Source organism: Shewanella sp. SM73 (assembly GCF_025653795.1).
GTDB classification, from domain to species: domain Bacteria; phylum Pseudomonadota; class Gammaproteobacteria; order Enterobacterales; family Shewanellaceae; genus Shewanella; species Shewanella oncorhynchi.
The window spans coordinates 94,985-121,177 of sequence record NZ_JAKKRY010000001.1; the positions used below are offsets into that span (position 1 = coordinate 94,985).

Below are 26,193 nucleotides of genomic sequence, written 5' to 3' on the forward strand. Positions count from 1 at the left end.
GCCTGTTAGACTTATTCCGTGGCATCACGTGGCATCACGTGGCATCAATGGTGCCATGGGGTAAGTACCAATGTTAAAAGATGAAATGCACTGTGAGTGACCATCAATGAATTACCATCAGTATTTCCCTATCGATGTGGTCAATGGTCCTGGTACGCGTGCGACCTTGTTTGTTTCTGGTTGTGAGCACCAGTGCCGGGGTTGTTACAACCAAAGCACGTGGGATCCCCGTTCTGGGCATGTGTTTGATAGGACGATAGAAGATAGGATTATTGCCGATCTTAATGATAAGCGGATTGTGCGCCGTGGTTTATCGCTTTCGGGCGGCGATCCTTTATTGCCTGTCAATCTCAGTGCCATTTTGACGCTCGTCAAACGAGTCAAGACTGAGTGTTCGGGTAAAGATATTTGGCTGTGGACAGGTTATGTGCTCGATGAGTTGAGTGATGAACAGCGCGCCGTGTTGGCCTATATTGATGTGCTGGTGGACGGAAAATTTGAACAAAGTCTTGCCGATCCGAGTCTTGTCTTTCGCGGTAGCAGCAATCAGATCATTCGTTTGTTATAAAAGCGGTAACGAGGATCTGTAACTTGCTGCTATAATCTCAGGCCTTGACACAGACGCTAGCATAATCAGGCTAAGATTTTACTGTGGCTAACTTAGGTAATTTAAGGTAACAGAATGAATTTAAAGCAAGAACTGCAGCAGCTTAACGATAAATTAGATAAATTTCGTCGTAAACTTGCTGCGGCTGAACAAAGAGGCGATGACGTCATTATTGCCCAGTTCAAACGCGAAATCGCTGCGGTCACTAAGCAAATCGGCAGTGTGAAAGGGCAACAAACCCGCTTATTGAATAAGCAAGGGTCAGATATCAAAGGTTTGCCTTTCCATCGTGCTTTGACAAAAGCGGAACAAGCAGACATGGGCAAACTGAAAAAGTCTGTCAAAGGGCTTGTGGTAATCCACCCTATGACTGCTATTGGCCGTGAAATGGGGCTAACGGAAGTTACTGGATACGCTCCCGCAAAATTTTAATGTGGGATAGGATGTCACTGGCACGGGATCGAGTGTCGATCGCGTGTTTGTGCTCCTTGTATTTTATGCACTGCTTCGTTTTAATCCATTCCTTCGTGCTGCCCATCGAAAAGACATTCATGTTTGGTTTAGTTGATTAAAACACTAAAGTATTTCTGGATTGTTCGAAAACACTTTAGAATAATGCGCTTAGTTGGCTAAGTGCCTAATCCTCGTTTTGTTTCTAGGGATCTTATTCGTCTCATGGAATGAGAGTTGTCGTTAAGGTTAAGTATGTCGATAAAATATGTCGCGACGTCAAAGTTACCCACTCCTTGGGGCGTGTTTGCCATGCATGGTTTTGAAGATACCGAATCAGGTAAAGAGCATGTTGCGCTCACATTCGGTACGCTCAGTGCGGATGAACCTGTGTTGGGCCGTATTCATTCCGAGTGTTTAACCGGCGATGCTTTATTTAGCTTGCGTTGTGACTGTGGTTTTCAGTTACAAGCAGCCATGCAAAATATTGCGGAAACGGGCAGTGGCTTTATCCTCTATTTACGCCAAGAAGGCCGTGGCATTGGTTTGCTGAATAAAATTCGCGCCTATGAGCTGCAAGATAAAGGCGCTAACACGGTTGAAGCCAACGAGCAACTCGGTTTCGAAGCGGATATGCGTAAATACGACATGATCAAGCCTATGCTGGAACAGATAGGGGTGAAGCATGTGCGTTTGATGACCAATAATCCGCGTAAAGTGAAAGCGATGAAGGAGTTTGGCATCGAAGTGGTTGAGCGCGTACCACTGCAAGTTGGTAAAAATCGTTATAACGAAGCGTACTTAAAAACTAAATCCACTGAGCTTGGACACATGATGTCTGAATATCATTTTATGGATGAAAAGAAGTAGTTTTGTCATCATGATGAGTCGACCGATTGAGTTAAAAATGAGGAAGGTTTAAGTCAATTGAGCCATTGTTTCAGTCGGTTGCTATTAAGCTTGTCGCTAATGTGCTTGGCATTACTGAGCGTTATTCCTACCACCTTTGCCGATAGTATTTCCGCTACAAATACATTCATATCTGCATCTCAAGCGGATGATCCCGGCTTTTCTATCAATCATGCACCGAATAGTAATGCTAATGGTAGTAATCCGATAGAAACTAGCACTAATCCAAATTCTGTTTACGCCTTTGGTAGTTATCTTGGCACTGGCGTTTACCGCGCTGCAAACCAAAATGCCACCGTCGTTAGCATTCCGTTAAGCTTTGATTTGAAGAAAGATAGCGGTAGCCAAACTTGGTTACGGTTACCTATCTCCTTTGGCTTTTTTGATTATTTAGCCAAAGATATCACTGAAGGTGAGTTGCCGTCGTCGATAGGTACTATGACAGTTACCCCAGGTTTTGAGCATCATTGGCAGGCGAGCGAAAATACTCGAATGGAAGGGTATTTAGATATCGGTTTTGGTACTAATTTCGATAAAAACGATAACGTTGCTATTATCGCCTCAGGGATCAGTAGCTTGTATGACTTTACCTTAGCAGGGCAGGATGCTGTGTGGGTATCGAGATTACGCTTTGCTGGGTACAGCGAGCACTATGGTAAGTTTTCTGATCAATTTGCAGTACTACAAACAGGTGTTGATTTAGGGTTAGCACCACGCTGGCAATGGTGGGATCTGCAGGTGCAACCAAGGATCTTTGCCGTAGGCTATTGGTATTTCAATGAACTTAGATTTATTAGCGAGATAGAGCAAGATACTATTGTTTCTGGCAGCTATGAGGCAGGCTTCTCCCTTGCCTTTTCTAAGCCGTTAGGCGGTGAATTATTGAGTGTTGATCGCATCGGATTCAGTTATCGTCGTGGCGATGGGCTCAATGTTTGGCGTTTAATGTTTAGCTTTCCTATCTAGGTTATCATCCATTACGGGCTGTATTACAAAGACTATTGGTCAGTTATTTTGTCTAAGCTGACTTTTGCGCGTCGCGCATCTTCTTATCAGTCAAGGTCGCTATTTGACTACTTAGCTGCATTATTTGTTCTTGGATTAACTTACGCTGTTGCTCCGCAACCTCAGAGTCATCTCCTTTAAGTTTGGCCAGCATTTTTTGTAGTGCTTTGATCTGCTCCTTTATTTTCTGGATCTGTTGGTCGATTAACGCCATGGGCTCTTCTGACGCATCGTTTTCTATTCCATCTTTTTTGGCTGCAGCATTGTCTCTTAAAGGGGCACCTACATCTGCGGACAATGCGGCGCGGCCAGCTGAAGAAATGGAGACTGTGTCTTGAGTATCCTGCGTATCTGCAGTCGATTCATTAGTCGCCGTTTTTGTTGTGGCAGGAGTTGCTGCGATATATGCGCCCGATACCGGAGTGAAAGCTGAGCCGATTGTGGCACTGTTTATTCCATTAATGCTCATTCCATACTCCATTAGATGCAAACTGTGTTGATACTCAAATTGCTATCGGCCATTAATTGGAAAACTGAAGCTAATTTTTGGCTTATTTGGCAAAGAGCGTGATATTGCTGATGACAATACAGCCCTTAAGTGAGGGCTGTTCACGTTTTATGGCTGCAGAGGGCGAAGATTAACTGTTACCCCAAATATGGCTATTTACTTTGTCATCTGTGTTAGGTTTATCGCTTTTAGCTGACTTGTCAGGGGGAGTTTGATTGGTTTTCTTCGTCGCAATTTTTGCCGCAGGCTTCTTAGCCGTTTGACTAGAGTCTGCTTTGGGTGGCGGCAAGGGTAATTTATTGGCTCTTAAATAAAGATATTCGACTTTATCCCGCGCCCACTCTGTTTTTCTCAAAAAACGTAAACTGGATTTGATGCTGGGATCGTGGGTAAAACAGCGGATATTAATTCTTTCACCTAATTCTTCCCAGCCGTATTTCTCGACTAAATAAGTGATGATCGTTTCCAGTTTAATGCCGTGGAGCGGGTTATTCGATTGATTCATATTATGCATGTTGCAATGTGCTATGGCGGGAGTATAGCAGTTTTGTATGCCTGATACAGTGTGGAATGGTATCGAGTCAAGCTTGAATACCTTGCTAGCTTAAACCTGTGATAGCTGCTATTGGTGGAGCAGTATGATCAAAACAGGCGCAATAAAGCGCCTGTTTTAGGTTGGTCATTTGAATTGTTTGACTAGTCTTTGACTGTCTCTTTAAGCTCAGTTTCAACCGGTAAATCAATTTCGCCTTTACCTTTGGTTTTCACAATCAAGAGTGCTGTAATCACTAAGGTTGTGACTATGCCCGCTATGGTTGATACCGTCATAGGTAAACCGGCACCTAAGGTTGACGAGTTCAGTAGGAAGGTGATAACCACAGTGGTCATAAACATCGCTGGAATTGTCGCAATCCAATGCAGTTTGTTATGTCGTAGCAGGTAAGCCGAAGCCGTCCACAGCATTAATACTGCAGTGGCTTGATTTGCTACACCGAAGTAGCGCCAAATCACACCAAAGTCCACTTGGGTCAATATGCCGCCGATAACAAACAGTGGGAGAGCTAACACTAAGCGCTTTGGTAGTGAGATTTGTGGCATATTGAAAAATTCAGCCAAAATCAAACGCGCAGAGCGGAAAGCCGTATCGCCTGAGGTAATCGGCAGAATAATCACCCCTAGGATAGCCATAAAGCCACCGATAGCGCCTAACAGACCGGTAGAGGCCTCATAGACGACGTTGGCAGGGTTACCTGACATACCCGCACTTAACCCTTCAACTCCGCCAAAGTAAGACAACGCGATGGCACACCAAAGCAATGCGATAATGCCTTCGCCAATCATGGCACCAAAGAAGACGAAGCGACCATTAGTCTCGTTTTCAACGCAGCGGGCCATTAACGGTGATTGAGTAGCATGGAAACCCGATACTGCGCCACAGGCAATAGTGATAAATAGGGCAGGCCAAAGTGGCATGTCGTTCGGATTTAAGTTTTGGAAGAAATCGCCCGCTTGTACGTTAGGCAGTAAGGTATGCTCGCTTGATAGCATAATTGCGAAAGCTAAACCAAACGACATGAAGAACAATAAAGCGCCAAAGAAGGGGTACAGACGACCGATAATTTTATCGACAGGTACCACAGTTGCAATCAGGTAATAGACGAAGATTATACCAACGAAGATACTGACATCCCAACCAGTAAGCTTGCCAAGTAAGCCTGCAGGCGCAGAGATAAAGACCACACCGACAAGCAGTAACAGCACAATAGCAAACACGTTCATGAAGTGTTTGGCGCTCTTACCTAAATACTTACCCGCAAGGTTTGGCACGGATTGACCGCCATTGCGCACTGACAACATACCGGAGAAGTAGTCATGTACTGCACCTGCAAAGATACAGCCAACCACAATCCACAACATGGCTGCAGGACCATAGAGTGCACCTAAGATAGGACCAAAAATTGGGCCTACGCCTGCAATGTTTAATAATTGAATTAGATAGACTTTGCCTTTAGACATAGGCACAAAGTCGACGCCATCAGTTTGACTGAAAGCGGGTGTTTGACGATTAGCGTTAATGCCGAAGACTTTCTCGACAAAGGCGCCGTAGATAAAGTAGCCGCCGATCAGTAGACCGACACAGAGTAGGAACCACATCATTTTTGTTATCTCCCCATTTGAGTTCTGGCGAGTGTAAACAAGTTGTTGATATAAAACTTTGTAATTTCAATGAGTGGTCGAAAATGCAGTGTGAGCGGCAATTGGTGAGCTTAAGTGGTTACCATTGTATGTTAACGGTGAGTGTTGTTGGCCATCTTATGGCTAAAAATACGTCGCTAAGATAACTTTGGTATTGTGTTTATTGAAAGCCAAATAGCTGTTTAAGGCTTTTAAGATAGCGGCGTGATACGGGTACTTTATCGCCTAAATGAGTGGTGACTTCAGCCCCTGTATCTAACAGCTCAATTTCAGCAATCGCCTTAGGTGAAATCAAATACTGCCTATGGCAGCGCACCAGTGGGGTTTTTTCTTCGAACACTTTCAAGGTCAACTGGGTATGGACTTTGCCTTTCGTGCTGGCCACATGGATGCCGCTTAAGTCACTGAACACATATTCCACATCTTGGATTGCAATGACTTTGAGTTTATTGCCGCTGTAGCAGGGAATATGTTCAAGACTCTTTGGGGTAATGGAGTCCATAGCTTGAGGCGTTAGATTTTTACGCACACGAGTGAGGGTTTTACTGAGTCTGTCGGCATCTATGGGTTTGAGTAAATAATCGAAGGCATGATTGTCGAAGGCTTTGACGGCAAACTCGTCGTAGGCGGTGACAAACACGATTTTCGGCATGTCATCGGGGTCGAGCATTGCAATAAGTTCCATGCCCGAAATGCGTGGCATTTGGATATCAAGAAAGATTAACTGAGGTTTTTCTTTGGTTATGCTCTGTAATGCTTCAATAGCATTGGCGCATTGACCGACGATTTGGATGTCGTGTTCTTGCCCCAAAAGGTCAGCTAATTCTTCACGAGCAAACAGCTCATCATCGACAATTAAACAATTGATCACGTGCGGTTATCCATATTTGATGTTTCAGGGCTTTCTATGGGCAATCTTATGGTGACACGAGTCAATTGATCGGGCTCGCATTCCACTGTCACGCCGTATTGTTCGCCAAAAATATTTTGAATTCGCTTATGCACTAAGTTCATCCCTAGGCCTTCTGAGCCCTCAATGGGCTGATACAACCCGGCATTGTCTGTGACTTCTAGCTCCAGTACATCATTTTCGAGCTTGCCAGTCACTTTGATCTGCCCTTGCTCAATCATGTGCGACGTGCCGTGCTTTACGGCATTCTCAATAATTGGCTGCAGGGTAAAGGCGGGGACTTTACAGTGGTAGAGTGATTCAGGTATCGCGATACTGACTTGTAATTTATCAATAAAACGCGCTTTTTCAATGGTGAGATAGGACGCTATGTGATCTAGCTCATCCCCAAGCGTCACTAAGCCTGTCGTTCGCTTTAAATTGATCCGTAAAAATTGCGATAACTGCTGCAATAGCTGCTTAGACATATCAGGATCACGTTTGATAATCGCGCTAATGGTATTCAGTGCATTAAATAAAAAGTGCGGATTGACCTGAGCCTGCAGCAATTTAAGTTCGGCTTGAGTCAGTAGATTTTGCTGTTGCTCAAAACGCCCATAAAGAATTTGGTTCGATAACAGGCGGGCAATACCTTCACCTAAAGTACGGTTGATATTCAAAAAAAGTTTATTCTTAGGCTCATAGAGTTTAATCGTGCCAATGACTTCGGTATCACTGCGCAGCGGGATCACTAGACTTGACCCTAGACGGCAATGAGAAGAAATAGAGCATGCATAGGGCGTTTCAACGCCATCGGCGAACATGACCTTATTTTGATTGATGGCTTCTAAGGTGATTTTGGATGAAATCGGTGTACCAGGGAGATGGTGATCGGCGCCTATGCCAATAAAGGCTAACAGTTTTTCTCTGTCCGTGATGGCCACTGCACCCACATTGGTTTCTTCGATGACGATTTGGGCGACGTGACTACTACTTTCTTCGTTAAATCCTTTGGATAGTAATCCGACACTGCGTTCGGCAATTTTTAATGCCTTAGTCGAAAAGCTCGATGAGAGTTTATCAAACATGGTTTTTTGGTCACGGATCATGCTCATAAAGAGTGCCGCTCCCACGGAGTTCACTAACAACATGGGCGGCGCGATTTGACGTACCAATTCCCATGCATCATCGAAGGGGCGTGCGACCAAAAGTATGATGCTCATTTGCATCATTTCAGCATAAAAAGTCACTAGGCAAACGAGTAATGGATTGTAGATGAGCTCACTTTTATCTGCGCGTCTTAAGTAGAAGCTTATCATCCCTGCGGATAAGCCTTCTAAGGTGGTGGAGATGGCGCAGGCTATATCAGTAAAGCCGCCCATACTGTAGCGGTGTAGCCCACCAGTCAGCCCCACCAGAAAACCAGTAACCGGTCCTCCTAGTAATCCGCCTAAAACGGCGCCCATAGCACGAGTGTTGGCAATCGCTCCTGAGGTTTGCTCACCAAAATAAGTGGCCATGATGCAGAAACTCGAAAAAATCAGATACATAAAAATCTTATGTGGCAGACGAGGAGACGTTTCAGCAAACAGTTTAAACAGCGGTGTTTTACTGACTAAGTAAACGATCACTAAGTACAGCGACATCTGTTGGGTCAGTAATAGGATCAAAGACATAATGGCTCACATTATCGTCACAGATGTCGGCGCAGTCGTCCCCATTTGAAAGTTTGTGCGCGAGATCAGGGTTCGAATTTAACCGTTAGGATATAAAGAACAATAATATTGCATCTTTAGGAGGACATATGTCCAATTCTGTTCACGGTCATGATGTTATGGCGCTGATGGTAGCTCAAGGGGCCGCTATTATAAAGCCTGAATTAATTTCCATGATGGAGCAAAAGTTTGGCTCGGCGGCTCGATACCATACTTGTAGTGCAACTGATTTGAGTGCCGAAGCATTAATTGAGTTACTCATAGGTAAAGGTAAGTTTTACGAAACGTCCCAAGGTATACAACTTGTAGCAGGGCGAAAGTGTGAGCATTAATACCCATCGTATTAAATATCTGTTCATTCAGCGGGAGCTCAAAGCGCTTTAGACAAGGCAAAGGCTTGAAGGCATAGCGGTGCTCTGTCCAAAGCATTAAACGCTGTATAAGCGTGTTGCCATGCAGTGAATATCAGCCGCCCTTCGGGAGCCACAGGCATTCCACTCCGGTGTTGCATTACTTAAAAGGGAATGACCATTTCTGCATCAATGCGCCTTGGATTGAGATGCCAGTGAGGCTCTGAACTGACTAACTATTTAATGTGATTGGTATAATACACAGTGACCATAGCGTACTCATTTTATTTGGCTGGTTAGTTTTTAGTCACTTAGATGTGTAATTATTTTGTTGAAGCTTAGGCTTCATCATGGCGCTTATTTGCAATTTGCTCCTGCTGTGCGGGGGTGAGTTGGGTAAATTCATTGATCAAAATACGCAGTAATCGAGATTTTGCAATATTGGTGGATTTCGATAGGGCGTCAAGCTGAGAAATACTGTTTTCAGTGAGGGTAAAGGTCGCGTGGCGATAAATCTTAGTCGATTTTTTATCTAAGCCCTTAACTATGGTTTGTGTGGTGGGCGCAGCTAATAAACTCGCCTTACCTAAAGCGTAGTTATTGGCATCTTCAATGAAATCATCGACAGAAACCGGCTTGATGATTTGCTTAGGTTTCTTACGTTTAAGATCAGTTAAGCTCATAGCTATTTTCTGGTGGCATTGCGAATAACTCATCCGCGATGGCGCGGATCTCATCGGCTGCTTTTCCATCGGGTTCTATTTCGACGACTGAAGAGCCTCTTTCTTCACTGTCATCATAAATATTTCGGCAAAATGTAACTGAATTTAGCACTCTTAGTCCAAAGGATTGCACCACATCTTTGGCTTCTAAAATGCGTTTAAACTGTGTAGGAAGCGCTGGACATTGGGTTAGCACTATAGTCGCGATCATTTTAGGATTCACCATCTTACACGTACTTAGCATGTCTTCCATGTGGGGTAATGTTTTGAGATCGCGTCTTTTGGGTCTGAGGGGGATCACAACATAAGTCGCTACCGACATAGCTGCGCGCATGGCTAAGTTATCTTGGCCACCACAATCTACAATTACGTAGTCAAAACGCTCATTGAGGCTGAGTAAATCATTACGAATCTTGCCGTAAAGTTGGATGCAATTAATACTTGGGAGGCTTGGATCATTATTTCTTGCTTGGATCCAATCTGAAGTCGTGCGTTGGGGATCACAATCGACCATGAGGACGTTTGCCTGAAATTTTTGCTTAATATAAACGGCAAGATTTTGAGCGAGACAACTTTTTCCGCTACCACCTTTTTCACCACCTACCAGCAAGATCATACTGACGCCCCTTAATGAATTGTTCAATTCATTGAGTGTAGAACAGAGCCATTAAAGCTGCGAAATTTAAGTTAAATTAAAGCAGTTGCATAGCAATATGGTAGCTTTGGTCATGGCATCTCGCGCAACGGCAGACTTGTCCTTTAACGGTATTTTGTTGGGTTGAATTGGGATTAAAGGTCACTTCGATGAGTTCCCCGAGTGCAAACGGATTTTTATAATCGAATAAAATGCCGCGTCTTGCTAAGTCGATACACACACCTTCATCTGTTTGCTTCATGCCTTGAGTGTCGATCCAATTCAAGACCACGCGCTCTGCTTCCATGTCGACTCGCAGTGATGTGCGTTTTTCTTCAAAACCAGTAGTATGGTCACCCATAACTCAATTGCCCCGTAAATTATTGATCTCAGTAAAACTAGCATAATTGCTTTTTGGCAGAATACCAATGTGAAAGCTAGGTCTTTGATAATAGTTTTAAAACGAGAACAGCAGGTGCCATTGATTTAGGTTTCAATAGCACCAACTCAGGTATTTGATTAATTGTCGTATTCTTGATTTTTTGGATAAGGCATTTTTAATTGGCCCCAACGAATCACAATCACGGTTGCCGCTAAAATTAGCGTCGATAATGATATTGCTGCGATACGCCAGTCTTCCATGCTCTTCATATCTAAGATTAGGTAACGGGCCAAGGCGACAATCGCAATATAAAGCGGCATACGTACTGGTAACTTACCGGATTCATAGTAGTTAGCCACCATGGCTAACACTTCTAAGAAAATAAATAACAAGAGTAAATCGGCCAGTGCGACCATACGTACAGAGATGATATGCACAATTTCTTGGCCTATTGCGACAACGGTGGCAATGGCAATAATAAATAGGACTAAGTGTTCAACGGCTTTAAGGCTTTTAGAACCATATTGATGATAAAAAGGCATGGATATTCCCTACTTGATGTTTTTATAAATAGTAACAGCAAAAATCTGTTTTTAGGGAAAAGCTAGGCGCCGCTGTGTGATTTAATTCACAGATATGTACGATCTTAAATTCGGCGCAAAGTGGAGTTAATGTGGTTGTATTGTAGAAGGTGATTTATATGATGAACAAAAGGGAAGCGAGAGCGAATGTGTTAATCCGCTTATGCTGTTACCTCGACTCAATCGTTGTACCAACATAAGCGGTTTGAATATAAAAGATTATTTATTCTTGCGTTTCTGCCACTTAAACATAATTGAATATTTCCACAGATTATTAATCAGCAAATAACCGACAGCGGAAAAAACCACTCCTAGCACGAGACACCCGAGTAAGAATGCCGGACCTATAGTCGCAAGCGATGCTTCAATCCATTGCCAACTTGCTTCGAAGGCAAAATCTTGCGGAGCATGGCCGAGTATTTTAGCACCGAGTAAATACGCCCCATAAAACATCACTGGCATAGTTAAGGGATTGGTTATCCATACTAATGCAACTGAAACAGGAATATTAACGTTAAATAGAATGGCAAAAGCCGCTGCAACAACCATCTGAAATGGCATGGGGATCCAAGCGACAAATAACCCTACGGCAAATGCGCCTGGGGCGGATTTTCGATTAAGTGCCCATAGATTGGGATTATGTAACAAGCGTCCGAACATGCGTAAGTGTTTATGCTCACGCAAGGTTTCAGGCTTAGGCATAAATCTTTTAATTAATTTTTTTGGCATATGCTGAAATTGCTGTCTTAACTTAATTCACTATGAATCGATTCATGTTTGGCTTTAGTGCCATCTTATTATCAGCGATGTTATGGCCTTCGCTGCCGCCAGTCAGTTACATACCCTACCTTGTTGTTGGGGCGTTAATCTTACACCGAAAAATCCCTGTCTGTGCAGGTGGGCTCTTTGCGGTAGCATGGCTAACTGGTTTTTGCTTAGGATTATCTAGGCAGGATTTGCCAGTGTTACAACAACCTATACAGGTAAGGGGCGAAATCATATCACTAGTTAGTCGAAACAGCGACTGGCTAAGTTTGGATATATCGCTCATTAAACCAAATTTAATCTTAGGGCCAAACGCAAAATTGCGACTCACGTGGAAAGATCCGCCAGAAGTCGATGTGGGTCAGGTTTGGCTGTTTACGTTGACACCTAAGAGCATTGCTAGCGTGCTAAATCAAGGCGGCTACAACGAACAAAAACAATTAATCAGTCAACATGTTGTCGGTAAAGGACGAGTGATTGAGGCGCAGTTACTTGCGGTTTCGCCTTCATTGCGTAATGACCTCATAAGCGCATTGACACCTGAATTAGCCTCTTTACCTCAAGGTGACATTTTACTCGCTTTGCTTTTGGGGGATAAGCATTTGATCTCACAAGCTCGTTGGCAAGCACTAAGGCAGACTGGCACTGGCCATTTAGTGGCGATTTCCGGTTTGCACCTCTCCGTTGTCGCGGCATGGGTATACGCTTGCCTTTTGTTTGGATTGAGTCGTTTAGTGTCACATCAGAGTCGACGGAATATGACTTTTGCGTTAGTCGCGGCAGGTATAGGCGCCGCATTTTATGCTTATCTTGCAGGCTTTGGTGTGTCGACTCAGCGTGCACTCGTGATGATTTTACTGTTAATGCTACTGAGTTTATTAAAGCGATTTTCTACTGCGTGGGAGCGCTTGCTGTTTGCATTGTTTGTCGTATTGTTACTCGACCCGCTTGCTTGTTTAAGTGCGGGCTTTTGGCTGTCGTTTTGTGCTTTAGGGGTGATTTTATATACCTTAGTCATCCAGCCCAAAGAGTTTACGGCTGTGTCGACTCGAAGGACGCGTGTAGGCGCGGGGCTTTTGCAATTTTGGGCTATCCAATGGCGCCTGAGCCTTGGGCTTGGATTACTGCAAGGAGCACTCTTTGGTGGTGTGAGTTTACACAGCTTGTGGATGAATATCCTAGCTGTGCCATGGTTTAGTTTTGTTGTTATCCCATTAGCCATGGCGGGATTTATATGCTGGTGGTTTGGAACTGCGTTTGGGTTCTCTTGGTTGGGACTGCTTCGCCTAAGTGATTGGAGTTTATCACCCTATGCGCAGTTGCTAGACATAAGCCAGCAATTGCCAGCCCATTGGTTAGCGCTTTCAGATACGATATTAGCCTTTGGGTTATACGCGCTCATCGGTGGTGTGTTATGGCGCTATGTGCCTAAAAATAAAAATTATACTTCTTGGTTAAGCCTGCTGAGTTTACTGTTTATTCCCGCTTTGCTTTTCTGTATTACGCTGTGGTCACCCTTTCAAAATAATCGATGGGCTATGCATTTACTGGATGTGGGCCAAGGTTTAGCTGTGGTTATTGAAAAGAATGGTAGAGGGCTGGTCTACGACACCGGTGCCGCCTTTGGTGATGACTTTAGTTATGCGGAGCGGGTGATATTACCTTTCCTAAAAGCTAAAGGCATTCAAGAGATTGATTATATTGTTATCAGCCATAGCGATAACGATCATGCAGGTGGTGCCCCTGTTTTGATTGAGGCTTACCCTAAGGCTTTAGTGATCACAGACGTGGCTGGCTTTAGCGGCCAAGATTGCCGTCCAAAGCAGATTCAATGGCAAGGGCTGAGCTTGAATTTGCTTTCTCCGCCTCAAGCGTTAGCGGGTAATAATGGTTCCTGTGTTATACGCATTGATGATGACAGGCAGAGTCTACTGCTTACGGGGGATATCGAAAAGCAAATCGAAACTTCGCTATTAAGTCGTGCCCTAAGTGGTGAGTATGAGTTACAAAGTGAGGTGCTCATTGCGCCCCACCACGGTAGTAAAACCTCGTCAACTGAAGCCTTTATTGATGCTGTTGCCCCCAAGTTAGTCTTGTTTCCTGCTGGTTTTGCTAATCGCTGGGGGTTTCCAAAATCCACAGTGGTTGAACGTTATCAGCAACGGGAGATTATGGGCCTAACTACAGGTATAGAAGGGCAGATTAGTGTGATTTTTCAGCAGTCTGAGCGAGAGGTTAAGACCTATCGTGGTGATTTAGCGCCATTTTGGTACAACTCTCTGTTTAGATTTGGTGACTTGATTAATCCAGAGTAGAATGCCTACTTTGCCATAATTTAGTGTTATCAATGACAACATCTCCTAAAGACGAAATGTGGACAGTTTTCAAACGATTACTGGGCTATATAAAACAGATGAAAGGCATGTTTATGCTTTCAGTTGCGGGATTAATTATTTATGGTCTCGTCGATGCCGCCTTTATCGCTTTCATCGGCCCCTTTATTGATAAGGGCTTTTCCGGCGGCGCACCCGCTGCGGTCACCAACGGCATAGCATTGCCAACCAGTGAAGGTTTCCACGCGAACAACGACGTGCTAATGATGGCGCCGCTTGTGGTTATCGTCATGTTTTCCCTGCGCGGTTTTGCCAACTTTGTCTCGACCTACGGCATTTCATACATGAGTGCGCGTTTGATCATGGACATGCGTCAGCAAGTGTTTGAGCATTATCTGAGCCTGCCTGTCAGTTATATGGATAAGGAAAATACCGGTAACTTGATCTCAAAAGTGACTTTTGATACTGAGCAAATCGCTCGAGCATCGGGAAGTGCTTTGATTTCCATCGTCCGCGATAGTGTGACTGTGTTTGGTATGCTGGTGCTGATGTTCTATAACTCTTGGAAGCTATCCCTCTGTATTCTTGTGATTGGTCCTATCATGGGCATGGTCATTGCGGTGGTTAGTCGTCGTTTCCGCAAGGTCTCTAAGCAAATTCAAACAGCCATGGGCGGGGTGAGTGCGACTACGGAGCAAATGATTAAAGGCCATAAAAACGTATTGGCCTTTGGTGGACAGGAAACAGAAGCAACCCGTTTTGCTAAAGTAAACGATCAAAACCGCCATCAAAATATGAAGTTAGCTGTGGCACAAGCCATTAGTCAGCCTCTGATCATGATTATTGGCTCATTCGCCTTAGCCTTTGTACTTTATGCGGCAAGCTTAGACAGCATGAAAGCCGATCTTACCGCGGGTACCTTCGCGACGATTCTTGGTGCCATGATGGCCATGTTACAACCCATCAAAAACTTAACCCGAGTGAATGCCGAATTTCAACGGGGTATTGCGGCTTGTACCACAGTGTTTGAATTACTGGATACGCTGCCTGAGTCAGATACGGGAACTTATACTGTTGAGCGTGCTAAGGGTCATCTACGTTTTGATAATGTGTGTTTTACCTATGACAGCCAAGATCGTCGTGCACTTGAGAATGTCGATTTTGAAGTCAAACCTGGACAAACCTTAGCCTTAGTTGGACGTTCTGGCTCAGGTAAGTCGACTATTGCGAGTTTAGTGACCCGTTTTTATACGGGCCTTGAATCCGGCGATATTCTGCTTGATGACGTCAGCATCTACGATTACTCGCTAAAATCGCTGCGCAATCAAGTGGCACTGGTATCGCAACAGGTGACCTTGTTTAATGACACGATAGCCAATAACATCGCTTACGCCTACCCAGGCGAAGCCACTCGTGAGCAGATCATTGAAGCTGCAACCTTAGCCTATGCGATGGAGTTTATTGATCAGCTGCCCCAAGGCCTTGATACCCAAGTGGGTGAGAATGGCGTGTTATTGTCCGGTGGTCAAAGACAGCGGATTGCGATTGCACGCGCTATGTTGCGTGATGCGCCTGTGTTGATCCTCGATGAAGCGACCTCAGCACTGGATACTGAGTCAGAAAAAGCCATTCAAAAAGGGTTAGATAACCTCAGACAAAACCGCACATCTGTAGTGATCGCCCACAGGTTGTCGACCATCGAGAGTGCCGATCAGATTTTAGTAGTCGATCAGGGGCGTATCGTCGAGCGCGGGACGCACCAATCACTATTGGAATTAGATGGCATGTACGCCAAATTATACCAAATGCAATTTGGTAGTTAGATGCAGGCCTTAGTGAATAAAATCTGGTATCAGGGCCATCCACTGCGATGGCTCTTGTTACCTTTATCGGGCTTATTCGCGGTTATCACTTATGTGCGCCGCGCTTTGTTTCACCTCGGGATGAAATCACAAACTGCAATGCCTGTACCTGTCATCGTCGTCGGTAATATTACCGTCGGTGGCAGCGGTAAGACGCCAACTGTGATTTATCTGATTGAATTACTGCGCCAACATGGATTTCACCCCGGTGTGATCAGTCGTGGCTACGGTGTTGATATTCAAGGCGTTAAATCGGTTTGCTTAGGTGCAAGTGCGGCAGAGGTGGGTGATGAACCTGCCATGATAGTGGCGCGTACTCAAGTGCCCATGGTGGTTGGCGCTAAACGGGTCGATGCGGCCAATGCGCTTATTGCTGAGTTTGGTGTTGATGTCATCATCTGTGACGATGGCCTACAGCATTATGCTCTGGCACGCGATATTGAGCTGGTGGTAATTGATGGTCAGCGCGGTTTAGGCAATGGCTTGCTATTGCCAGCAGGTCCATTGCGTGAAGGTGCGTGGCGTCTCGATACCGTCGATTTTATTGTCAGTAATGGTGGCCCAGCGGCAAAAGGGCAGTTCGAAATGCAACTGACACCTACGGCAGTGAAGCCTGTTAAATGTGATGCGACGTCTAGTGAATATACTTTCGATAAGTCTCTGCCGCTCGTTGCGATGGCGGGCATAGGTAATCCAGCGCGCTTCTTTGAATCGTTGCGCGCACAAGGCTATCAACTGGCCTTCTGCCATGGTTTTGATGACCATCAGGCCTACGATAAAACCCAGTTAGGTGATTTAGCCCAAGGCTTGCCACTGTTGATGACAGAAAAAGATGCGGTTAAATGTCGCGATTTTGCACAAGAAAACTGGTGGTATTTGGCGGTCGATGCCAAGCTATCCCCACAATTTGATGAACAGCTGCTCGCACGTCTTCGTGAAGTGGCTGCAGCTAAATAAGGAAACTTCCATGGCATTCGATAAAAAATTGTTAGATATAGTGGCTTGCCCTGTGTGTAAGGGAAAACTTGAGTACGATAAAACGACGCAGCAGTTGATTTGTAAGGCAGATAAACTTGCTTATCCGATCACTGAAGGTATCCCTGTGTTATTGGAAAATCGTGCTGTGCCACTGACCGAATCAGTCTAGTGTGATGTGAATGCGCGTATTGTCTCATACGCGCATGCTTGCTTTTTATTCTGCTTATTACCGTTTTCGCTATTTTTAGCCGATTTCAGTTTTTTGTATTGGTAACTGTGCACGTTTCTTCATTACTCTGAGTTTAGTTAATAGCTCATAAATTTTTGTTTATCAGCATTGGTTGCCCCCTCTTGGCACTCACCGCGGATTTCTCCTCGACCAGGCTCGATAATTCGGCTTAATTCAATATAACCTTCGCGGCAATAACCCGTCATTTCAAGGGTTTTGATTAAACCTAAATCAACCTGTCTCCCCCAAATTTCTAATGAGTCCTGTAGATCTTGCATTGCGCGGCGTTGCTCACGGGGATCTTGCATATTACGTATGCGTGCCTCGTGTGGAAAAGGGCGCTCGGTATCATTCATTGTCGACTTTTCATCGACCAGACGCGCTTTGTAGCTGAAGAGTTTAAGGCCATCGCTTTTAATATCTGTCGTCAACTTATCCCGTAATTTTCCGGCGAGTTCACTCGGGTCAATTGGCGCACTGCTGCAGGCGATGAGCGAGAAACAACTTAAGATGGCAAGGCTGAGATATCGAAACGGCATAATCAAATTTAACTCTTAGGTTATTAACTGACAGAAGAATACCTTAATATGGCCCTAAAGTTCATGGATTTATGGCATTCTCATAGGGTGAGTACGCGCCGATAGGTGTAATGGATTAAGGATGGGCGAGTAATGTTGGCGTTTTGGTCGAATAAATGGGCGCAAATCGAATGGGATATGAGCCTGACTCAAGGTATATGCCTTATGTTCTTGGCGTTATGGATCTACGCCATATGGCCAAAAGAAGAGTTAGTGCAGCTCCGGCGGGATAAACATCTCCAATTACGTTTGTTGCTGACGTTGGTGGGGATCAATGCGCTGTGGTCGCTAAATGCCAGTATTCAAACTGGGTTGCATCTGCATTTTCTGGGAATTGTCACTTGTATGCTGATGTTCGGCTGGCGTCTTGCGACTCTAGTGTTGCTATTGCCGAGCGCTTTTTTTAGTCTTTTTGTATTAAAGCAGCCCGCTGATTTTGGTGCTTTTAGTTTGTTCGCTATGGCTGTGCCGCTGTTTCTGTGTTTTATCCTATACAGTCGCAGTTACCATTTATTTCCTAAACATATTTTTGTATTCATCTTCGTCGGTGGTTTTATCAATGCTGGCCTCTCAACTGTGTTTCATCAATTGAGTTGGGCGATGTGGTTGTGGTCTGCAGCGGATTACGATTGGAATGTGTTAGTGGACGACTACCTGATGCTCATCCCTTTGCTGGCATTCCCTGAGGCATTGCTTAATGGCATGGCAGTGACGCTATTGGTGGTGTATCAGCCCCAGTGGTTATTTGATTATTCTGACCGTGAATATTTGTGGCGTAAGTAAATGTGATAAAAGAATGTGGTAAAACAACGCAATAAAAGAACTGCGCCCGAAACCTTGTCATTCCAACGTAAAGCCCTTTGTAAAGAGCCCATTGAACAGACGATTGAAAAGGTGACTGGGCGCACTTATTTGTATATTTACGCTGACCGTTGCGCCGTGATTTAGGCGAAGCGTTGGTCTAAGTAGTTAATGATTTCTTTTGATTCATATAACCACTGTACTTGATCGTTTTCTTCAATCCGCAGACAAGGCACTTGCTGTTTGCCGCCTTGAGCGATGAGTTCATCTTTATGCGGCGCTTTTTTAGCGTCGTGGGTCACTATGTTGAGTCCTTGGCGACGCATTGCACGGCGGACTTTTACACAAAATGGGCATGCAGGATATTGATACAGGGCTAATGCTTGAGTTTGAGCATCAATTTTTTGTTGCTCAGCCAGTGGACGTTGGCGCTTCTTAGGGCTAAATACGAAATTTAAAAACAGAATAATCCTGCCTAAAATCCAGCGAATGATAAACATGTTATTGACCTTAATGATAATTTTTGTGGAAGAACATTTGTGCGTTATGGCGCCACAGAAAGTGTGCGGCGAGTCTGGGAGCCAGTCGTTTAAAAACTGTGATCTCAGTTGTATAAAGGTCGCAGAGTGTAACCTATGGCACCAAGCACGGCCAACATTTTAGAGTGAATTAACAGATAGATGATTTGATTGTAGAAGAATGGTTTTTTGATTGGTTATGACGCTTAGCCATAAGGTAAAAGCCCGCTAAAGTCGAACTTTAGCGGGCTTAGTTTTATATAAAAAGCAGTTAATTGGCTAAGTTATTGAGCATCAATGGTAAGGCTCACTTGGGCTGCATTCTGGGTTAAACTCACTCGGCTTTCGAGCAAGAAGATCCGCTCTGGGGCTATTTCTTTCACGTCCACAAGGTAAGCTTTAACGGCTTTGGCTCTTTCTTGGGCCAAATTACCCAACATGCCATCGTTAACATTCTGCGCTTTTACCGACAGATTATATAAAGCGATATGCCAGCGGGTGGTGATTTCGTCATCTGAAAGCTGCGCGTCTTTGGCCTCTGCGATAACAGTGTCTTTGATTTGGGCAGGATCGGCTTTAACTTCTTGTTCATAAAGCTTTACTAGCGCATCGGCAAGCGGCCCTTGGGTCGGGAATTGGCTCGGACTTAAATCATCAGGTAACGCACTAAATTCAATATTGGCTAATTTAGCCAATTTACGCTTCATGATGCGCTCAGCAATGGCTTGGCTGTCATTGATGGCATCGACTTCCCCTTCAACGCTAAGCTTGAGCATAGGTCTGTCGAGTAAGGCGCTAGCGAGTTTGTCTAAACTTTTTTGCTCATCTTCACTTAGGCTGAATTTGCCTGCGGCAAAGCTTATCTTATCTAAGGTTTCGTCAGAACCTATGAGTCCAGCTAAGAAAGTGAAGGGCGCAGTGACGGCTTTAGTGATCACATTGGTAATCGCCGTCATTATGATGCTGCCGACACTAAAGCTGGGTGAGTCTAAATCGCCTGAGACCTCCATACCTAAATCAATCACGCCGTTACGGTCCTGCAGCAGGGCAATCGCGAGCGTGATGGGTAAGCTAGTGGCAAGGTCACTGTCACTGGGTTTACCAAGTTTCAGTTGGTCTATGACCAGATGGTTACTGCCCTTGAGCTTGTTCTTATCGAGTTGATAGTTCAGCGATAGTGATAGCTGCCCTTTATCTATGTAGTAACCCGCATAGGTGCCTGAGTAAGGATTGACTGAGGTTAACTCAACGCTCTTAAAGACTAAATCGAGATCTAAATATGGCATATCTAGCAAAGGGTTAATATCGCCTTTTAGAGTTACAGGCGCATACTTGTCTATCTTACCTTTGATATCGACCGAGGCCTTAGTCCCTGGCGTTGACGACAAGTGAGTGATATTACCTTCAAGTAACTCAATCCCTGAGGCAAAGTTTGGTGTCAGTGAGTTATCGGCAAAGTAAGCTGAGCCTTGGCTAAAGCTAATTTTTTGAATATCGAGGTTTAACTCAGGCGTTGTCTTGCTTGCCGTTTGCAGCTCGGTTTGCTTAGCACTGGCTGTGGTTGTGTTTTTAGTTGTCTTGCTATTTGCAGCCGGAGCCTCAACGATAAGATCGCTGATATTAGTGGTTCTATCTTTGGCTATCACCACTTTGGCGTAGGGTTGATTAAAGGCTAAGTGATCAATTTTGATTTGATTTTTCTGTTGGTCAAAATCCAGTTGATTGATATTCATCTTTTGCCATTTGACCAGTGGAGCATTACGCAATTTGTCATGAATAGCTAAATCATCGAGCTCAACACTGCCACCGTAAATGGCTTTGCCTTTAGCATCGGCGGTCAGCTTGCCTGCTGAGCTGAATAGACCGCTCTTGAGCTGGATATTCACGTAGGGCGCTAAATAGGGCTGAAATTGGGTTAACGCCAGCTTATCGAGTTGGATATTGGCATCTATGGTTTCGCCCGTCACATCGACTTGGCCTTGAGAGCACAAAGTACCTTGACCATTGAGGCTGAGTTGTAGCTCATATTCAATCGGAGCGGTTAAGGTACTCGTTATGACCTTAGTTGAAAAATTAAGCGGATACACTCGCCATTGCTGCGGCGTTGCCGTTAGCTTTTGTTCCGATAGATTAAGGTCATAGTTTTCAATATTGAGCGCATCGAGTTGCACTAACCAAGTGTCTTTTGAAGGCGTCTTAGGCGCTTGCTTGACTGGCTGTTGAGGATTTGCCTCTGAAGCGATGTTTGCAGCGGTTTCTTTAGCAGCATCAGTGGTGACATTTACGGTCGCTTCTGTCTTTTGTTCTGTTTTATCACTCTCGTTAGTTGCGGCTAATTCACTTTCCGTTGCTTTGTCTGCGCTATCGCTTGTATCTGTGACAGTCTCTGCTATTTGGCGTTTTTCTTCCACTTGCGCAACTTGTACGCGCTCTAGCGATTTAGCATCTGCAGGCTTAGCATCGATTGGTTTAGCAACTGGCTGCGTAGTCGTTGTGGAGGCGCTTAACGATTTAGGCATGAATAAGCCAACAAGATCGAGCCCGTCTTGGTTCAAAATGGCACTCATTGTTAGGCCATCGCTGTGGAGTTTGTTGATATGCACTTTCTGCTGCTTCAAGTTGGCTGAAATGCCGTCGAGGGCAAACATGGGGAGCTTGACCACTGAGCGATCTTTGTCGTTAAGGTTAAGTTTTTCAACAATAAACTGGCCATTGTTGCTGATGACTTGTAACTCACCATTCTCGGCAAGATCCACTTGATACTGAGTTTTAATACTGAGCTCGCCATCCGTGAGGACGGGATTAAATTGATCGTCGATAAATCGCCATAGTGGTGTCAGTTTCAGTTTGGCGACTTGGATGTCACCCGCAACTTTTAGCGGGAACAATTGGAATTGCCCCTGCAAACTGATTTCACCAGCATGATCATCACTGAGTTGTATCGCATAGTGATTGTGCTTGATAGGCACAATGGGTGAGTCAGACGTTGATTGGGCGTTTGGTGTCGTATTATCAACTTTGTTTACTTTTATGGCTGGTGTTATCGATGCCGATGATGCCGCCATCAAATATTCAGTATCAAGGGAACTGAGTTTTAGATTGATATTGGGGTAGTTCACTTGAGCATGGGTAATTTTGTCATCGAAGTTAAATAGTCCCGCATCCAACACAAATTGGCTGAGCAGGACACGAACGGGTGAGCTGGCTTCTGTGGGGGCTGTTTCTGTGCTCGTGGATGAATGCTCGTTCAAGGTCTGCAGAATATCGTCGAAGTTGAATCCAGCTTTCCCTTTTTTCTCCACGCGAATGATATGTGCGTAGGGCGCTTGTATGTGTATGTTTTCGATAACGGCGGCGTGATTAAAAACAGATCGCCAAAAGTGTATTTCGAATTGGACTTGTGCAATGCCAGCAAAAGGTTTGTCGTCTTTTTCTTTAATGGCCAGTTGGTCGATTTCGACTTTGAAATTAAAAGGGTTAATGCGTATATCACCGAGGGTGACGGGACGACCGAGCAGAGTTGAGAGTTTTTCTGGTGCCAGCGTGGTTATCGCATAGGGGAGGATTAAACCTAATGTGCAGACATAGCTAAGGTAGACTGCTGTGAGGTAAATAATCACTCGCAGGTATCTTGGGAGGGCAAAAAAAGAGTGTCTGAATTGCGATAACTGGGTCAGCATTAATATCAAGGCTCCAATGCATAAGACAGGGAAAAACTTCCATATGTACGGACATTCTAGCGAATAATGCTAATGTTTCCAGAAGTTATTTATATTTTTACCAATGAAATCTTGGTATTACACAAACAATAACGTCTTCTGATCTAAGGCGTTCCTGAGTGGTAACCTATCATCTACATTGATAACTACATGTGTTTCAGCCTATGGCTAATGATTTGAGTCGTCAATACTCACCATGTTGGAAGCTATTTTTGATCAGCGATTTAAATAACTAATCGCTGCAATAATGGCGCCTTGTGGATCTTTTATCCAACAAAAACGGCCTACTTCGGGTATATCTTCAGGACCAAACAGAATATCCCCGCCAAGTTTTTTTGCGCTGATAGCGACTTGATCGACATCGTTAACGGTAATGTAGCCGGTCCAATGTGAGGGAAGCGTTGGGAGCAAACTATCGGTGATCCCCCCAATACTGACGCCCTGATTTTCAATAATATGATAATTACCGTGGGGCATTTTGACTGTTTTAAAGTGCCAACCAAAAATCTCAGCATAGAAGTGCATAGCTTCTTCGGTATTATGGGTTGTCAATTCATGCCAACTTAACGCCCCTGCTGTGTTAAAAGCCGATTCCATAAGCGCATCCTTTATTCTATTTTGGGTAAATTTTGTGTATTGAGCCGAGGTTAACTGTCAGTGTTCAGTGCCAGCTGTATTCTGAGCCATATTTTTTGTGCGTTATCTTGATTGAGTGTAGTTGAGGCAAGTTGATAATTCACAGACGGTAAATTAAAATTTTGCGTTTTTTAGGTCGGCAAACATTAAATTAACTTAATGTTATACAAGGAGATTCACTTTATTCGGTGCTGGCTAATCAGCTTCTTGTGGCTCAATGACGCTGCGGCTTAGTTGATGGGCTTCATCTTGCCCCTCGCGCCAAGACTTAGCACTGAAAACAGATTTTAAAACGGGTTTGTTTACTGTGGTTTGAGTGTTAGACCTGACTCCCGTTAACTTGTTAATATAGGCGAGTTTTGCATCTTATCGATGCCACCTTAGGGGATATGAGATTGAATAAGAGTTTAGTGACGAATTTATTGGCGGCTGCTTTGGTCGTTGTGGGTTACCTGATGAATTCGGCAATTGTCCTGAATGTCGGATTGTTTGCTTTATCGGGGGCGATTACCAACTGGGTTGCAGTTTATATGTTGTTTGAGAAAGTCCCCGGACTCTACGGTTCGGGAGTCGTGCCTTCTCGTTTTGAAGAGTTTAAGGCGGGTATTGCTCATTTGATGATGAAACAGTTTTTTACCACTGAAAATATCGACCGATTCCTGTCTGAAAAAGAAGGGCTGAGTAAAATAGACTTGGCGCCAGTGATTGAAAAGGTTGATTTAGCGCCTTCTTTTGATGCGTTAATTAGCACAGTCGCCCAATCTTCCTTTGGTGGCATGTTGTCTATGTTTGGTGGCACAGATGCCTTATTGCCGTTAAAAGAGCCGTTTATTGTGAAGATGAAAGCTTCTTTAGTTGAAATGGCACAAAGCGATGCATTTCACGAGTTACTGAAACAAGAAATTGAACAGCCGAATGTGATGGCCGATCTGCAAACTAAAATTGCTAACATAGTGGAACAAAGATTAAACGAGTTAACACCACAAATGGTGAAACAAATCGTTCAGGACATGATCCAAACGCACTTAGGTTGGTTAGTGATTTGGGGTGGCGTGTTTGGCGGTCTGATTGGACTTGCCGCAGCCTTAATCCAAGGTTAACCTGAGTTAAAGCCGCGAATAGAATGGGAGCTTTGGCTCCCATTTTTACTTACGCATTTTATGTTCATCATTTTGTGTCCTGATTAAATAGCAAGGAAGTCTATGAACCGTCACCACAGTATCAATTATTTGGAAATCCCAAGTCGCGACATTGCGAGCTCTAAGGCCTTTTTTAGCCAGGTTTTTGGATGGACCTATGTCGATTATGGCCCTGAATACAGTTGCTTTATGGATGTCGGCATTACTGGGGGATTCTATCAAGCCGATGTGAATTTCACCCTTGCAAAAGGTTGCCCGCTGATTGTGATCTACAGCCAGAACTTAGAATTGACTCTGACGGCTGTCGTAACTGCTGGTGGCATTATCACAGCTGACATCTTTATTTTTCCAGGAGGCCGTCGATTCCATTTTGTTGAACCTTGTGGCAATGAATATGCCGTCTGGTCAGAATGATCCTAATGTCACTCCTTGTATTCGAAATTGTTGTTTAGATCAGCAAGATATTTGTTTAGGTTGTTTCAGGCATCTTGATGAAATTTTAGCGTGGCGCGTTATGTCGGAAGTGGAGCGGCAAGCTTGTTTTATTAGGATGGAGGAGCGTAAGGGGGAGTATCTGGCTAAGTTCAATGACGTGGTTAGTAGAAGACAGGATGGAGTATGATTAGCCGTCAGAATTGCTTACGATAATTGATTTTTAAGCTTTAAGTGGATAATCGAACGGCGAAATACGCATTAACGTATTTCGCCGTTGGCATTTTGAAGCACCTTGGCATCTTGAAGCAGACGTTACACTGGATCTACCACTATGTGCTCAAGTTCGATGGCGGCAACGGTATGGAGCGCATCCATAGTCGCGCCAACTAAGCTGATTTTTCCTTGAGATGACTCAATTAAAACCGCACGGCTGATATCGCTAAATTCACGATTGTGGCGCGCCAGATTTGATAATGCCATCTGCATGGGCAGCATAGAAGGATTGAATGCCGCATTTTCTGCGTAGCGACCACAATAGGTTGCGCCATCATGGGTTTCTAATACCACAGCGGCAAAACTTTGGGTGTAAGGTGCATAGCTTAAACCTGCATGATCTAAGCCTTCTATGATCATAGGATCGGCACTGTCTAGTGCAAATTCAGTTTGTTGCTTGGCCATTAAGGGCGAAGTGACATTTAAGTCTTTTGGCCCAAAAGCATAGGGTAAATAATAGGCCAGAGGATGGCTTTCCTGTGCGGGTAGATGAATGCAGATCTTGCTCCCTTCAACCAGTTCATTCATAAACTGACGACAATGACCGCAAGGACTGGCATTAACTATGATATCAACAATTTGGCTTTCACCACTGAGCCATGCGTGGCTGATAGCGCTTTGTTCTGCATGGACAGAATGAAATAACGCTTCACCGGGTAATTCTAAGTTGGCACCCATGTAGATATCGCCACTTTTACCTTTGGCTATCGCGCCGACATAAAACTCACTGATAGGCGGTTTGGCCAATGCCGCTGCTATCGGCAGTAATGCTAATAACACTTCTGCTTCGGTCATTTTGCTTGCACTTGTTAGCGTAGCAAGTTGCTGCGCATCAATGTGTCCAGCAAAATTCTGGTGCAACATTGGGATAAGTGCATCGGCTAACGGCGTTGGCAGTTGGGTTATGCTACGAATGAATCTATCTTGCATTTCCCTATTCCTTATTTGTTAAGTTCATGGAAGAACATTCTAGTAATTT

General features: G+C 44.4%; 28 protein-coding genes. 13 read left to right on the forward strand and 15 right to left on the reverse strand.

What is annotated here, in order from left to right; all coding sequences use genetic code 11:
- Window positions 1-106: 106 nt before the first annotated feature.
- The 4 genes from nrdG (at window position 107) to L5M51_RS00435 (ending at window position 2,932) form a co-directional block, all read left to right on the forward strand.
- Window positions 107-568, forward strand: coding sequence for an anaerobic ribonucleoside-triphosphate reductase-activating protein (nrdG, locus tag L5M51_RS00420; protein ID WP_263144485.1), 462 nt, complete (start codon window positions 107-109; stop codon window positions 566-568).
- A 114-nt stretch (window positions 569-682) separates the two neighbouring features.
- Window positions 683-1,039, forward strand: a complete 357-nt coding sequence (locus L5M51_RS00425) for a YibL family ribosome-associated protein (RefSeq protein WP_028760414.1) — start codon at window positions 683-685, stop codon at window positions 1,037-1,039.
- 273 nt (window positions 1,040-1,312) lie between these two features.
- A complete protein-coding gene (gene ribA, locus L5M51_RS00430) occupies window positions 1,313-1,927 on the forward strand; it encodes a GTP cyclohydrolase II (RefSeq protein ID WP_263171089.1) in 615 nt (204 codons plus the stop codon).
- A 57-nt stretch (window positions 1,928-1,984) separates the two neighbouring features.
- Window positions 1,985-2,932: a hypothetical protein gene (locus L5M51_RS00435; protein WP_263171090.1), complete on the forward strand. Its 948-nt coding sequence runs from the start codon at window positions 1,985-1,987 to the stop codon at window positions 2,930-2,932.
- A 52-nt stretch (window positions 2,933-2,984) separates the two neighbouring features.
- On the opposite strand, the gene L5M51_RS00440 is transcribed toward L5M51_RS00435, so the two are convergent.
- The 5 genes from L5M51_RS00440 to L5M51_RS00460 form a co-directional block, all read right to left on the reverse strand.
- Entirely contained in the window at window positions 2,985-3,440 is a 456-nt protein-coding gene (locus L5M51_RS00440; RefSeq protein ID WP_263171092.1) for a FlxA-like family protein, read from the reverse strand.
- Between the two features lie 169 nt (window positions 3,441-3,609).
- On the reverse strand, window positions 3,610-3,993 hold the full coding sequence (locus L5M51_RS00445) for a VF530 family DNA-binding protein (RefSeq protein WP_049821727.1): 384 nt from the start codon (window positions 3,991-3,993) through the stop codon (window positions 3,610-3,612).
- A 182-nt stretch (window positions 3,994-4,175) separates the two neighbouring features.
- Window positions 4,176-5,636 carry a carbon starvation protein A gene (locus L5M51_RS00450; RefSeq protein WP_219252149.1) on the reverse strand — a complete coding sequence of 487 codons (1,461 nt, stop codon included), beginning with the start codon at window positions 5,634-5,636 and terminating at the stop codon, window positions 4,176-4,178.
- A gap of 199 nt (window positions 5,637-5,835) precedes the next feature.
- Window positions 5,836-6,546: a two-component system response regulator BtsR gene (btsR, locus tag L5M51_RS00455; protein ID WP_263171093.1), complete on the reverse strand. Its 711-nt coding sequence runs from the start codon at window positions 6,544-6,546 to the stop codon at window positions 5,836-5,838.
- Window positions 6,543-8,240 carry a sensor histidine kinase gene (locus L5M51_RS00460; RefSeq protein WP_028760408.1) on the reverse strand — a complete coding sequence of 566 codons (1,698 nt, stop codon included), beginning with the start codon at window positions 8,238-8,240 and terminating at the stop codon, window positions 6,543-6,545. Before L5M51_RS00460 ends, btsR begins: the two co-directional genes overlap by 4 nt.
- 128 nt (window positions 8,241-8,368) lie before the next feature.
- On the opposite strand from L5M51_RS00460, the gene L5M51_RS00465 reads away from it, so the two are divergent.
- Window positions 8,369-8,611, forward strand: coding sequence for a YecH family metal-binding protein (locus tag L5M51_RS00465; protein ID WP_028760407.1), 243 nt, complete (start codon window positions 8,369-8,371; stop codon window positions 8,609-8,611).
- A 356-nt stretch (window positions 8,612-8,967) separates the two neighbouring features.
- Here L5M51_RS00465 and L5M51_RS00470 read toward each other — a convergent pair whose 3' ends face one another.
- The 5 genes from L5M51_RS00470 to L5M51_RS00490 all read right to left on the reverse strand — a co-directional run bounded on the left by L5M51_RS00470 (window position 8,968) and on the right by L5M51_RS00490 (window position 11,677).
- A complete protein-coding gene (locus L5M51_RS00470; RefSeq protein ID WP_263171095.1) occupies window positions 8,968-9,312 on the reverse strand; it encodes a replication protein RepA in 345 nt (114 codons plus the stop codon).
- Window positions 9,299-9,967 carry an AAA family ATPase gene (locus L5M51_RS00475; RefSeq protein WP_028760405.1) on the reverse strand — a complete coding sequence of 223 codons (669 nt, stop codon included), beginning with the start codon at window positions 9,965-9,967 and terminating at the stop codon, window positions 9,299-9,301. The genes L5M51_RS00470 and L5M51_RS00475 overlap by 14 nt, the downstream gene beginning before the upstream one ends.
- Window positions 9,968-10,043: 76 nt before the next feature.
- Window positions 10,044-10,346, reverse strand: coding sequence for a PilZ domain-containing protein (locus L5M51_RS00480; protein WP_105252894.1), 303 nt, complete (start codon window positions 10,344-10,346; stop codon window positions 10,044-10,046).
- Window positions 10,347-10,504: 158 nt separating this feature from the next.
- Window positions 10,505-10,909, reverse strand: coding sequence for a phosphate-starvation-inducible protein PsiE (locus tag L5M51_RS00485; RefSeq protein WP_028760403.1), 405 nt, complete (start codon window positions 10,907-10,909; stop codon window positions 10,505-10,507).
- Between the two features lie 258 nt (window positions 10,910-11,167).
- Complete coding sequence (locus L5M51_RS00490) at window positions 11,168-11,677, reverse strand: DUF2062 domain-containing protein (protein WP_028760402.1); 510 nt, start codon at window positions 11,675-11,677, stop codon at window positions 11,168-11,170.
- Window positions 11,678-11,709: 32 nt separating this feature from the next.
- On the opposite strand from L5M51_RS00490, the gene L5M51_RS00495 reads away from it, so the two are divergent.
- The 4 genes from L5M51_RS00495 to L5M51_RS00510 are packed head-to-tail and all read left to right on the forward strand — an operon-like array spanning window position 11,710 to window position 17,055.
- Complete coding sequence (locus L5M51_RS00495; protein WP_263171098.1) at window positions 11,710-14,028, forward strand: DNA internalization-related competence protein ComEC/Rec2; 2,319 nt, start codon at window positions 11,710-11,712, stop codon at window positions 14,026-14,028.
- A 32-nt stretch (window positions 14,029-14,060) separates the two neighbouring features.
- A complete protein-coding gene (gene msbA, locus L5M51_RS00500) occupies window positions 14,061-15,869 on the forward strand; it encodes a lipid A export permease/ATP-binding protein MsbA (RefSeq protein ID WP_105252892.1) in 1,809 nt (602 codons plus the stop codon).
- Entirely contained in the window at window positions 15,870-16,865 is a 996-nt protein-coding gene (lpxK, locus tag L5M51_RS00505; RefSeq protein WP_263171100.1) for a tetraacyldisaccharide 4'-kinase, read from the forward strand.
- Window positions 16,866-16,875: 10 nt separating this feature from the next.
- Window positions 16,876-17,055 carry a Trm112 family protein gene (locus L5M51_RS00510; protein WP_006081200.1) on the forward strand — a complete coding sequence of 60 codons (180 nt, stop codon included), beginning with the start codon at window positions 16,876-16,878 and terminating at the stop codon, window positions 17,053-17,055.
- Between the two features lie 137 nt (window positions 17,056-17,192).
- On the opposite strand, the gene L5M51_RS00515 is transcribed toward L5M51_RS00510, so the two are convergent.
- A complete protein-coding gene (locus L5M51_RS00515; RefSeq protein WP_028760398.1) occupies window positions 17,193-17,654 on the reverse strand; it encodes a hypothetical protein in 462 nt (153 codons plus the stop codon).
- 132 nt (window positions 17,655-17,786) lie between these two features.
- Between L5M51_RS00515 and L5M51_RS00520 the strand changes: the two genes are divergently transcribed.
- On the forward strand, window positions 17,787-18,476 hold the full coding sequence (locus tag L5M51_RS00520; RefSeq protein ID WP_219234561.1) for an energy-coupling factor ABC transporter permease: 690 nt from the start codon (window positions 17,787-17,789) through the stop codon (window positions 18,474-18,476).
- Window positions 18,477-18,637: 161 nt separating this feature from the next.
- Here L5M51_RS00520 and L5M51_RS00525 read toward each other — a convergent pair whose 3' ends face one another.
- The 3 genes from L5M51_RS00525 to L5M51_RS00535 form a co-directional block, all read right to left on the reverse strand.
- Window positions 18,638-18,994: a glutathione S-transferase N-terminal domain-containing protein gene (locus tag L5M51_RS00525; protein WP_263171105.1), complete on the reverse strand. Its 357-nt coding sequence runs from the start codon at window positions 18,992-18,994 to the stop codon at window positions 18,638-18,640.
- 302 nt (window positions 18,995-19,296) lie between these two features.
- Window positions 19,297-22,692 carry a DUF748 domain-containing protein gene (locus L5M51_RS00530; protein ID WP_263171108.1) on the reverse strand — a complete coding sequence of 1,132 codons (3,396 nt, stop codon included), beginning with the start codon at window positions 22,690-22,692 and terminating at the stop codon, window positions 19,297-19,299.
- 255 nt (window positions 22,693-22,947) lie between these two features.
- Window positions 22,948-23,328 (reverse strand): VOC family protein, encoded by a 381-nt coding sequence (locus tag L5M51_RS00535; RefSeq protein ID WP_131524339.1) that lies wholly within the window; start codon window positions 23,326-23,328, stop codon window positions 22,948-22,950.
- Window positions 23,329-23,762: 434 nt separating this feature from the next.
- Between L5M51_RS00535 and L5M51_RS00540 the strand changes: the two genes are divergently transcribed.
- The 3 genes from L5M51_RS00540 (at window position 23,763) to L5M51_RS00550 (ending at window position 25,128) form a co-directional block, all read left to right on the forward strand.
- Window positions 23,763-24,467 (forward strand): DUF445 domain-containing protein, encoded by a 705-nt coding sequence (locus L5M51_RS00540; protein ID WP_105253144.1) that lies wholly within the window; start codon window positions 23,763-23,765, stop codon window positions 24,465-24,467.
- 102 nt (window positions 24,468-24,569) lie between these two features.
- On the forward strand, window positions 24,570-24,920 hold the full coding sequence (locus L5M51_RS00545) for a VOC family protein (RefSeq protein WP_263171111.1): 351 nt from the start codon (window positions 24,570-24,572) through the stop codon (window positions 24,918-24,920).
- Window positions 24,895-25,128: a DUF1289 domain-containing protein gene (locus L5M51_RS00550; RefSeq protein ID WP_028760391.1), complete on the forward strand. Its 234-nt coding sequence runs from the start codon at window positions 24,895-24,897 to the stop codon at window positions 25,126-25,128. The genes L5M51_RS00545 and L5M51_RS00550 overlap by 26 nt, the downstream gene beginning before the upstream one ends.
- 125 nt (window positions 25,129-25,253) lie before the next feature.
- Here the strand turns inward: L5M51_RS00550 and cdd are convergent, their stop codons facing one another.
- Window positions 25,254-26,144 carry a cytidine deaminase gene (gene cdd / locus L5M51_RS00555; RefSeq protein WP_105252885.1) on the reverse strand — a complete coding sequence of 297 codons (891 nt, stop codon included), beginning with the start codon at window positions 26,142-26,144 and terminating at the stop codon, window positions 25,254-25,256.
- Window positions 26,145-26,193: the final 49 nt, after the last annotated feature.

Excerpts from the sequence above, each read along its gene's own strand:
- L5M51_RS00475 (WP_028760405.1), bottom strand. The coding sequence starts at position 9,967 with ATGATCTTGCTGGTAGGTGGTGAAAAAGGTGGTAGCGGAAAAAGTTGT.
- L5M51_RS00480 (WP_105252894.1), bottom strand. The coding sequence starts at position 10,346 with ATGGGTGACCATACTACTGGTTTTGAAGAAAAACGCACATCACTGCGA.
- L5M51_RS00545 (WP_263171111.1), top strand. The coding sequence starts at position 24,570 with ATGAACCGTCACCACAGTATCAATTATTTGGAAATCCCAAGTCGCGAC.
- L5M51_RS00535 (WP_131524339.1), bottom strand. The coding sequence starts at position 23,328 with ATGGAATCGGCTTTTAACACAGCAGGGGCGTTAAGTTGGCATGAATTG.
- L5M51_RS00510 (WP_006081200.1), top strand. The coding sequence starts at position 16,876 with ATGGCATTCGATAAAAAATTGTTAGATATAGTGGCTTGCCCTGTGTGT.
- L5M51_RS00465 (WP_028760407.1), top strand. The coding sequence starts at position 8,369 with ATGTCCAATTCTGTTCACGGTCATGATGTTATGGCGCTGATGGTAGCT.
- nrdG (WP_263144485.1), top strand. The coding sequence starts at position 107 with ATGAATTACCATCAGTATTTCCCTATCGATGTGGTCAATGGTCCTGGT.
- msbA (WP_105252892.1), top strand. The coding sequence starts at position 14,061 with ATGACAACATCTCCTAAAGACGAAATGTGGACAGTTTTCAAACGATTA.
- L5M51_RS00515 (WP_028760398.1), bottom strand. The coding sequence starts at position 17,654 with ATGCCGTTTCGATATCTCAGCCTTGCCATCTTAAGTTGTTTCTCGCTC.
- L5M51_RS00450 (WP_219252149.1), bottom strand. The coding sequence starts at position 5,636 with ATGATGTGGTTCCTACTCTGTGTCGGTCTACTGATCGGCGGCTACTTT.
- L5M51_RS00470 (WP_263171095.1), bottom strand. The coding sequence starts at position 9,312 with ATGAGCTTAACTGATCTTAAACGTAAGAAACCTAAGCAAATCATCAAG.
- cdd (WP_105252885.1), bottom strand. The coding sequence starts at position 26,144 with ATGCAAGATAGATTCATTCGTAGCATAACCCAACTGCCAACGCCGTTA.
- L5M51_RS00445 (WP_049821727.1), bottom strand. The coding sequence starts at position 3,993 with ATGCATAATATGAATCAATCGAATAACCCGCTCCACGGCATTAAACTG.
- L5M51_RS00490 (WP_028760402.1), bottom strand. The coding sequence starts at position 11,677 with ATGCCAAAAAAATTAATTAAAAGATTTATGCCTAAGCCTGAAACCTTG.
- L5M51_RS00530 (WP_263171108.1), bottom strand. The coding sequence starts at position 22,692 with ATGCTGACCCAGTTATCGCAATTCAGACACTCTTTTTTTGCCCTCCCA.
- L5M51_RS00460 (WP_028760408.1), bottom strand. The coding sequence starts at position 8,240 with ATGTCTTTGATCCTATTACTGACCCAACAGATGTCGCTGTACTTAGTG.
- L5M51_RS00485 (WP_028760403.1), bottom strand. The coding sequence starts at position 10,909 with ATGCCTTTTTATCATCAATATGGTTCTAAAAGCCTTAAAGCCGTTGAA.
- L5M51_RS00550 (WP_028760391.1), top strand. The coding sequence starts at position 24,895 with ATGAATATGCCGTCTGGTCAGAATGATCCTAATGTCACTCCTTGTATT.
- lpxK (WP_263171100.1), top strand. The coding sequence starts at position 15,870 with ATGCAGGCCTTAGTGAATAAAATCTGGTATCAGGGCCATCCACTGCGA.
- L5M51_RS00440 (WP_263171092.1), bottom strand. The coding sequence starts at position 3,440 with ATGAGCATTAATGGAATAAACAGTGCCACAATCGGCTCAGCTTTCACT.
- ribA (WP_263171089.1), top strand. The coding sequence starts at position 1,313 with ATGTCGATAAAATATGTCGCGACGTCAAAGTTACCCACTCCTTGGGGC.
- L5M51_RS00525 (WP_263171105.1), bottom strand. The coding sequence starts at position 18,994 with ATGTTTATCATTCGCTGGATTTTAGGCAGGATTATTCTGTTTTTAAAT.
- L5M51_RS00495 (WP_263171098.1), top strand. The coding sequence starts at position 11,710 with ATGAATCGATTCATGTTTGGCTTTAGTGCCATCTTATTATCAGCGATG.
- L5M51_RS00520 (WP_219234561.1), top strand. The coding sequence starts at position 17,787 with ATGTTGGCGTTTTGGTCGAATAAATGGGCGCAAATCGAATGGGATATG.
- L5M51_RS00425 (WP_028760414.1), top strand. The coding sequence starts at position 683 with ATGAATTTAAAGCAAGAACTGCAGCAGCTTAACGATAAATTAGATAAA.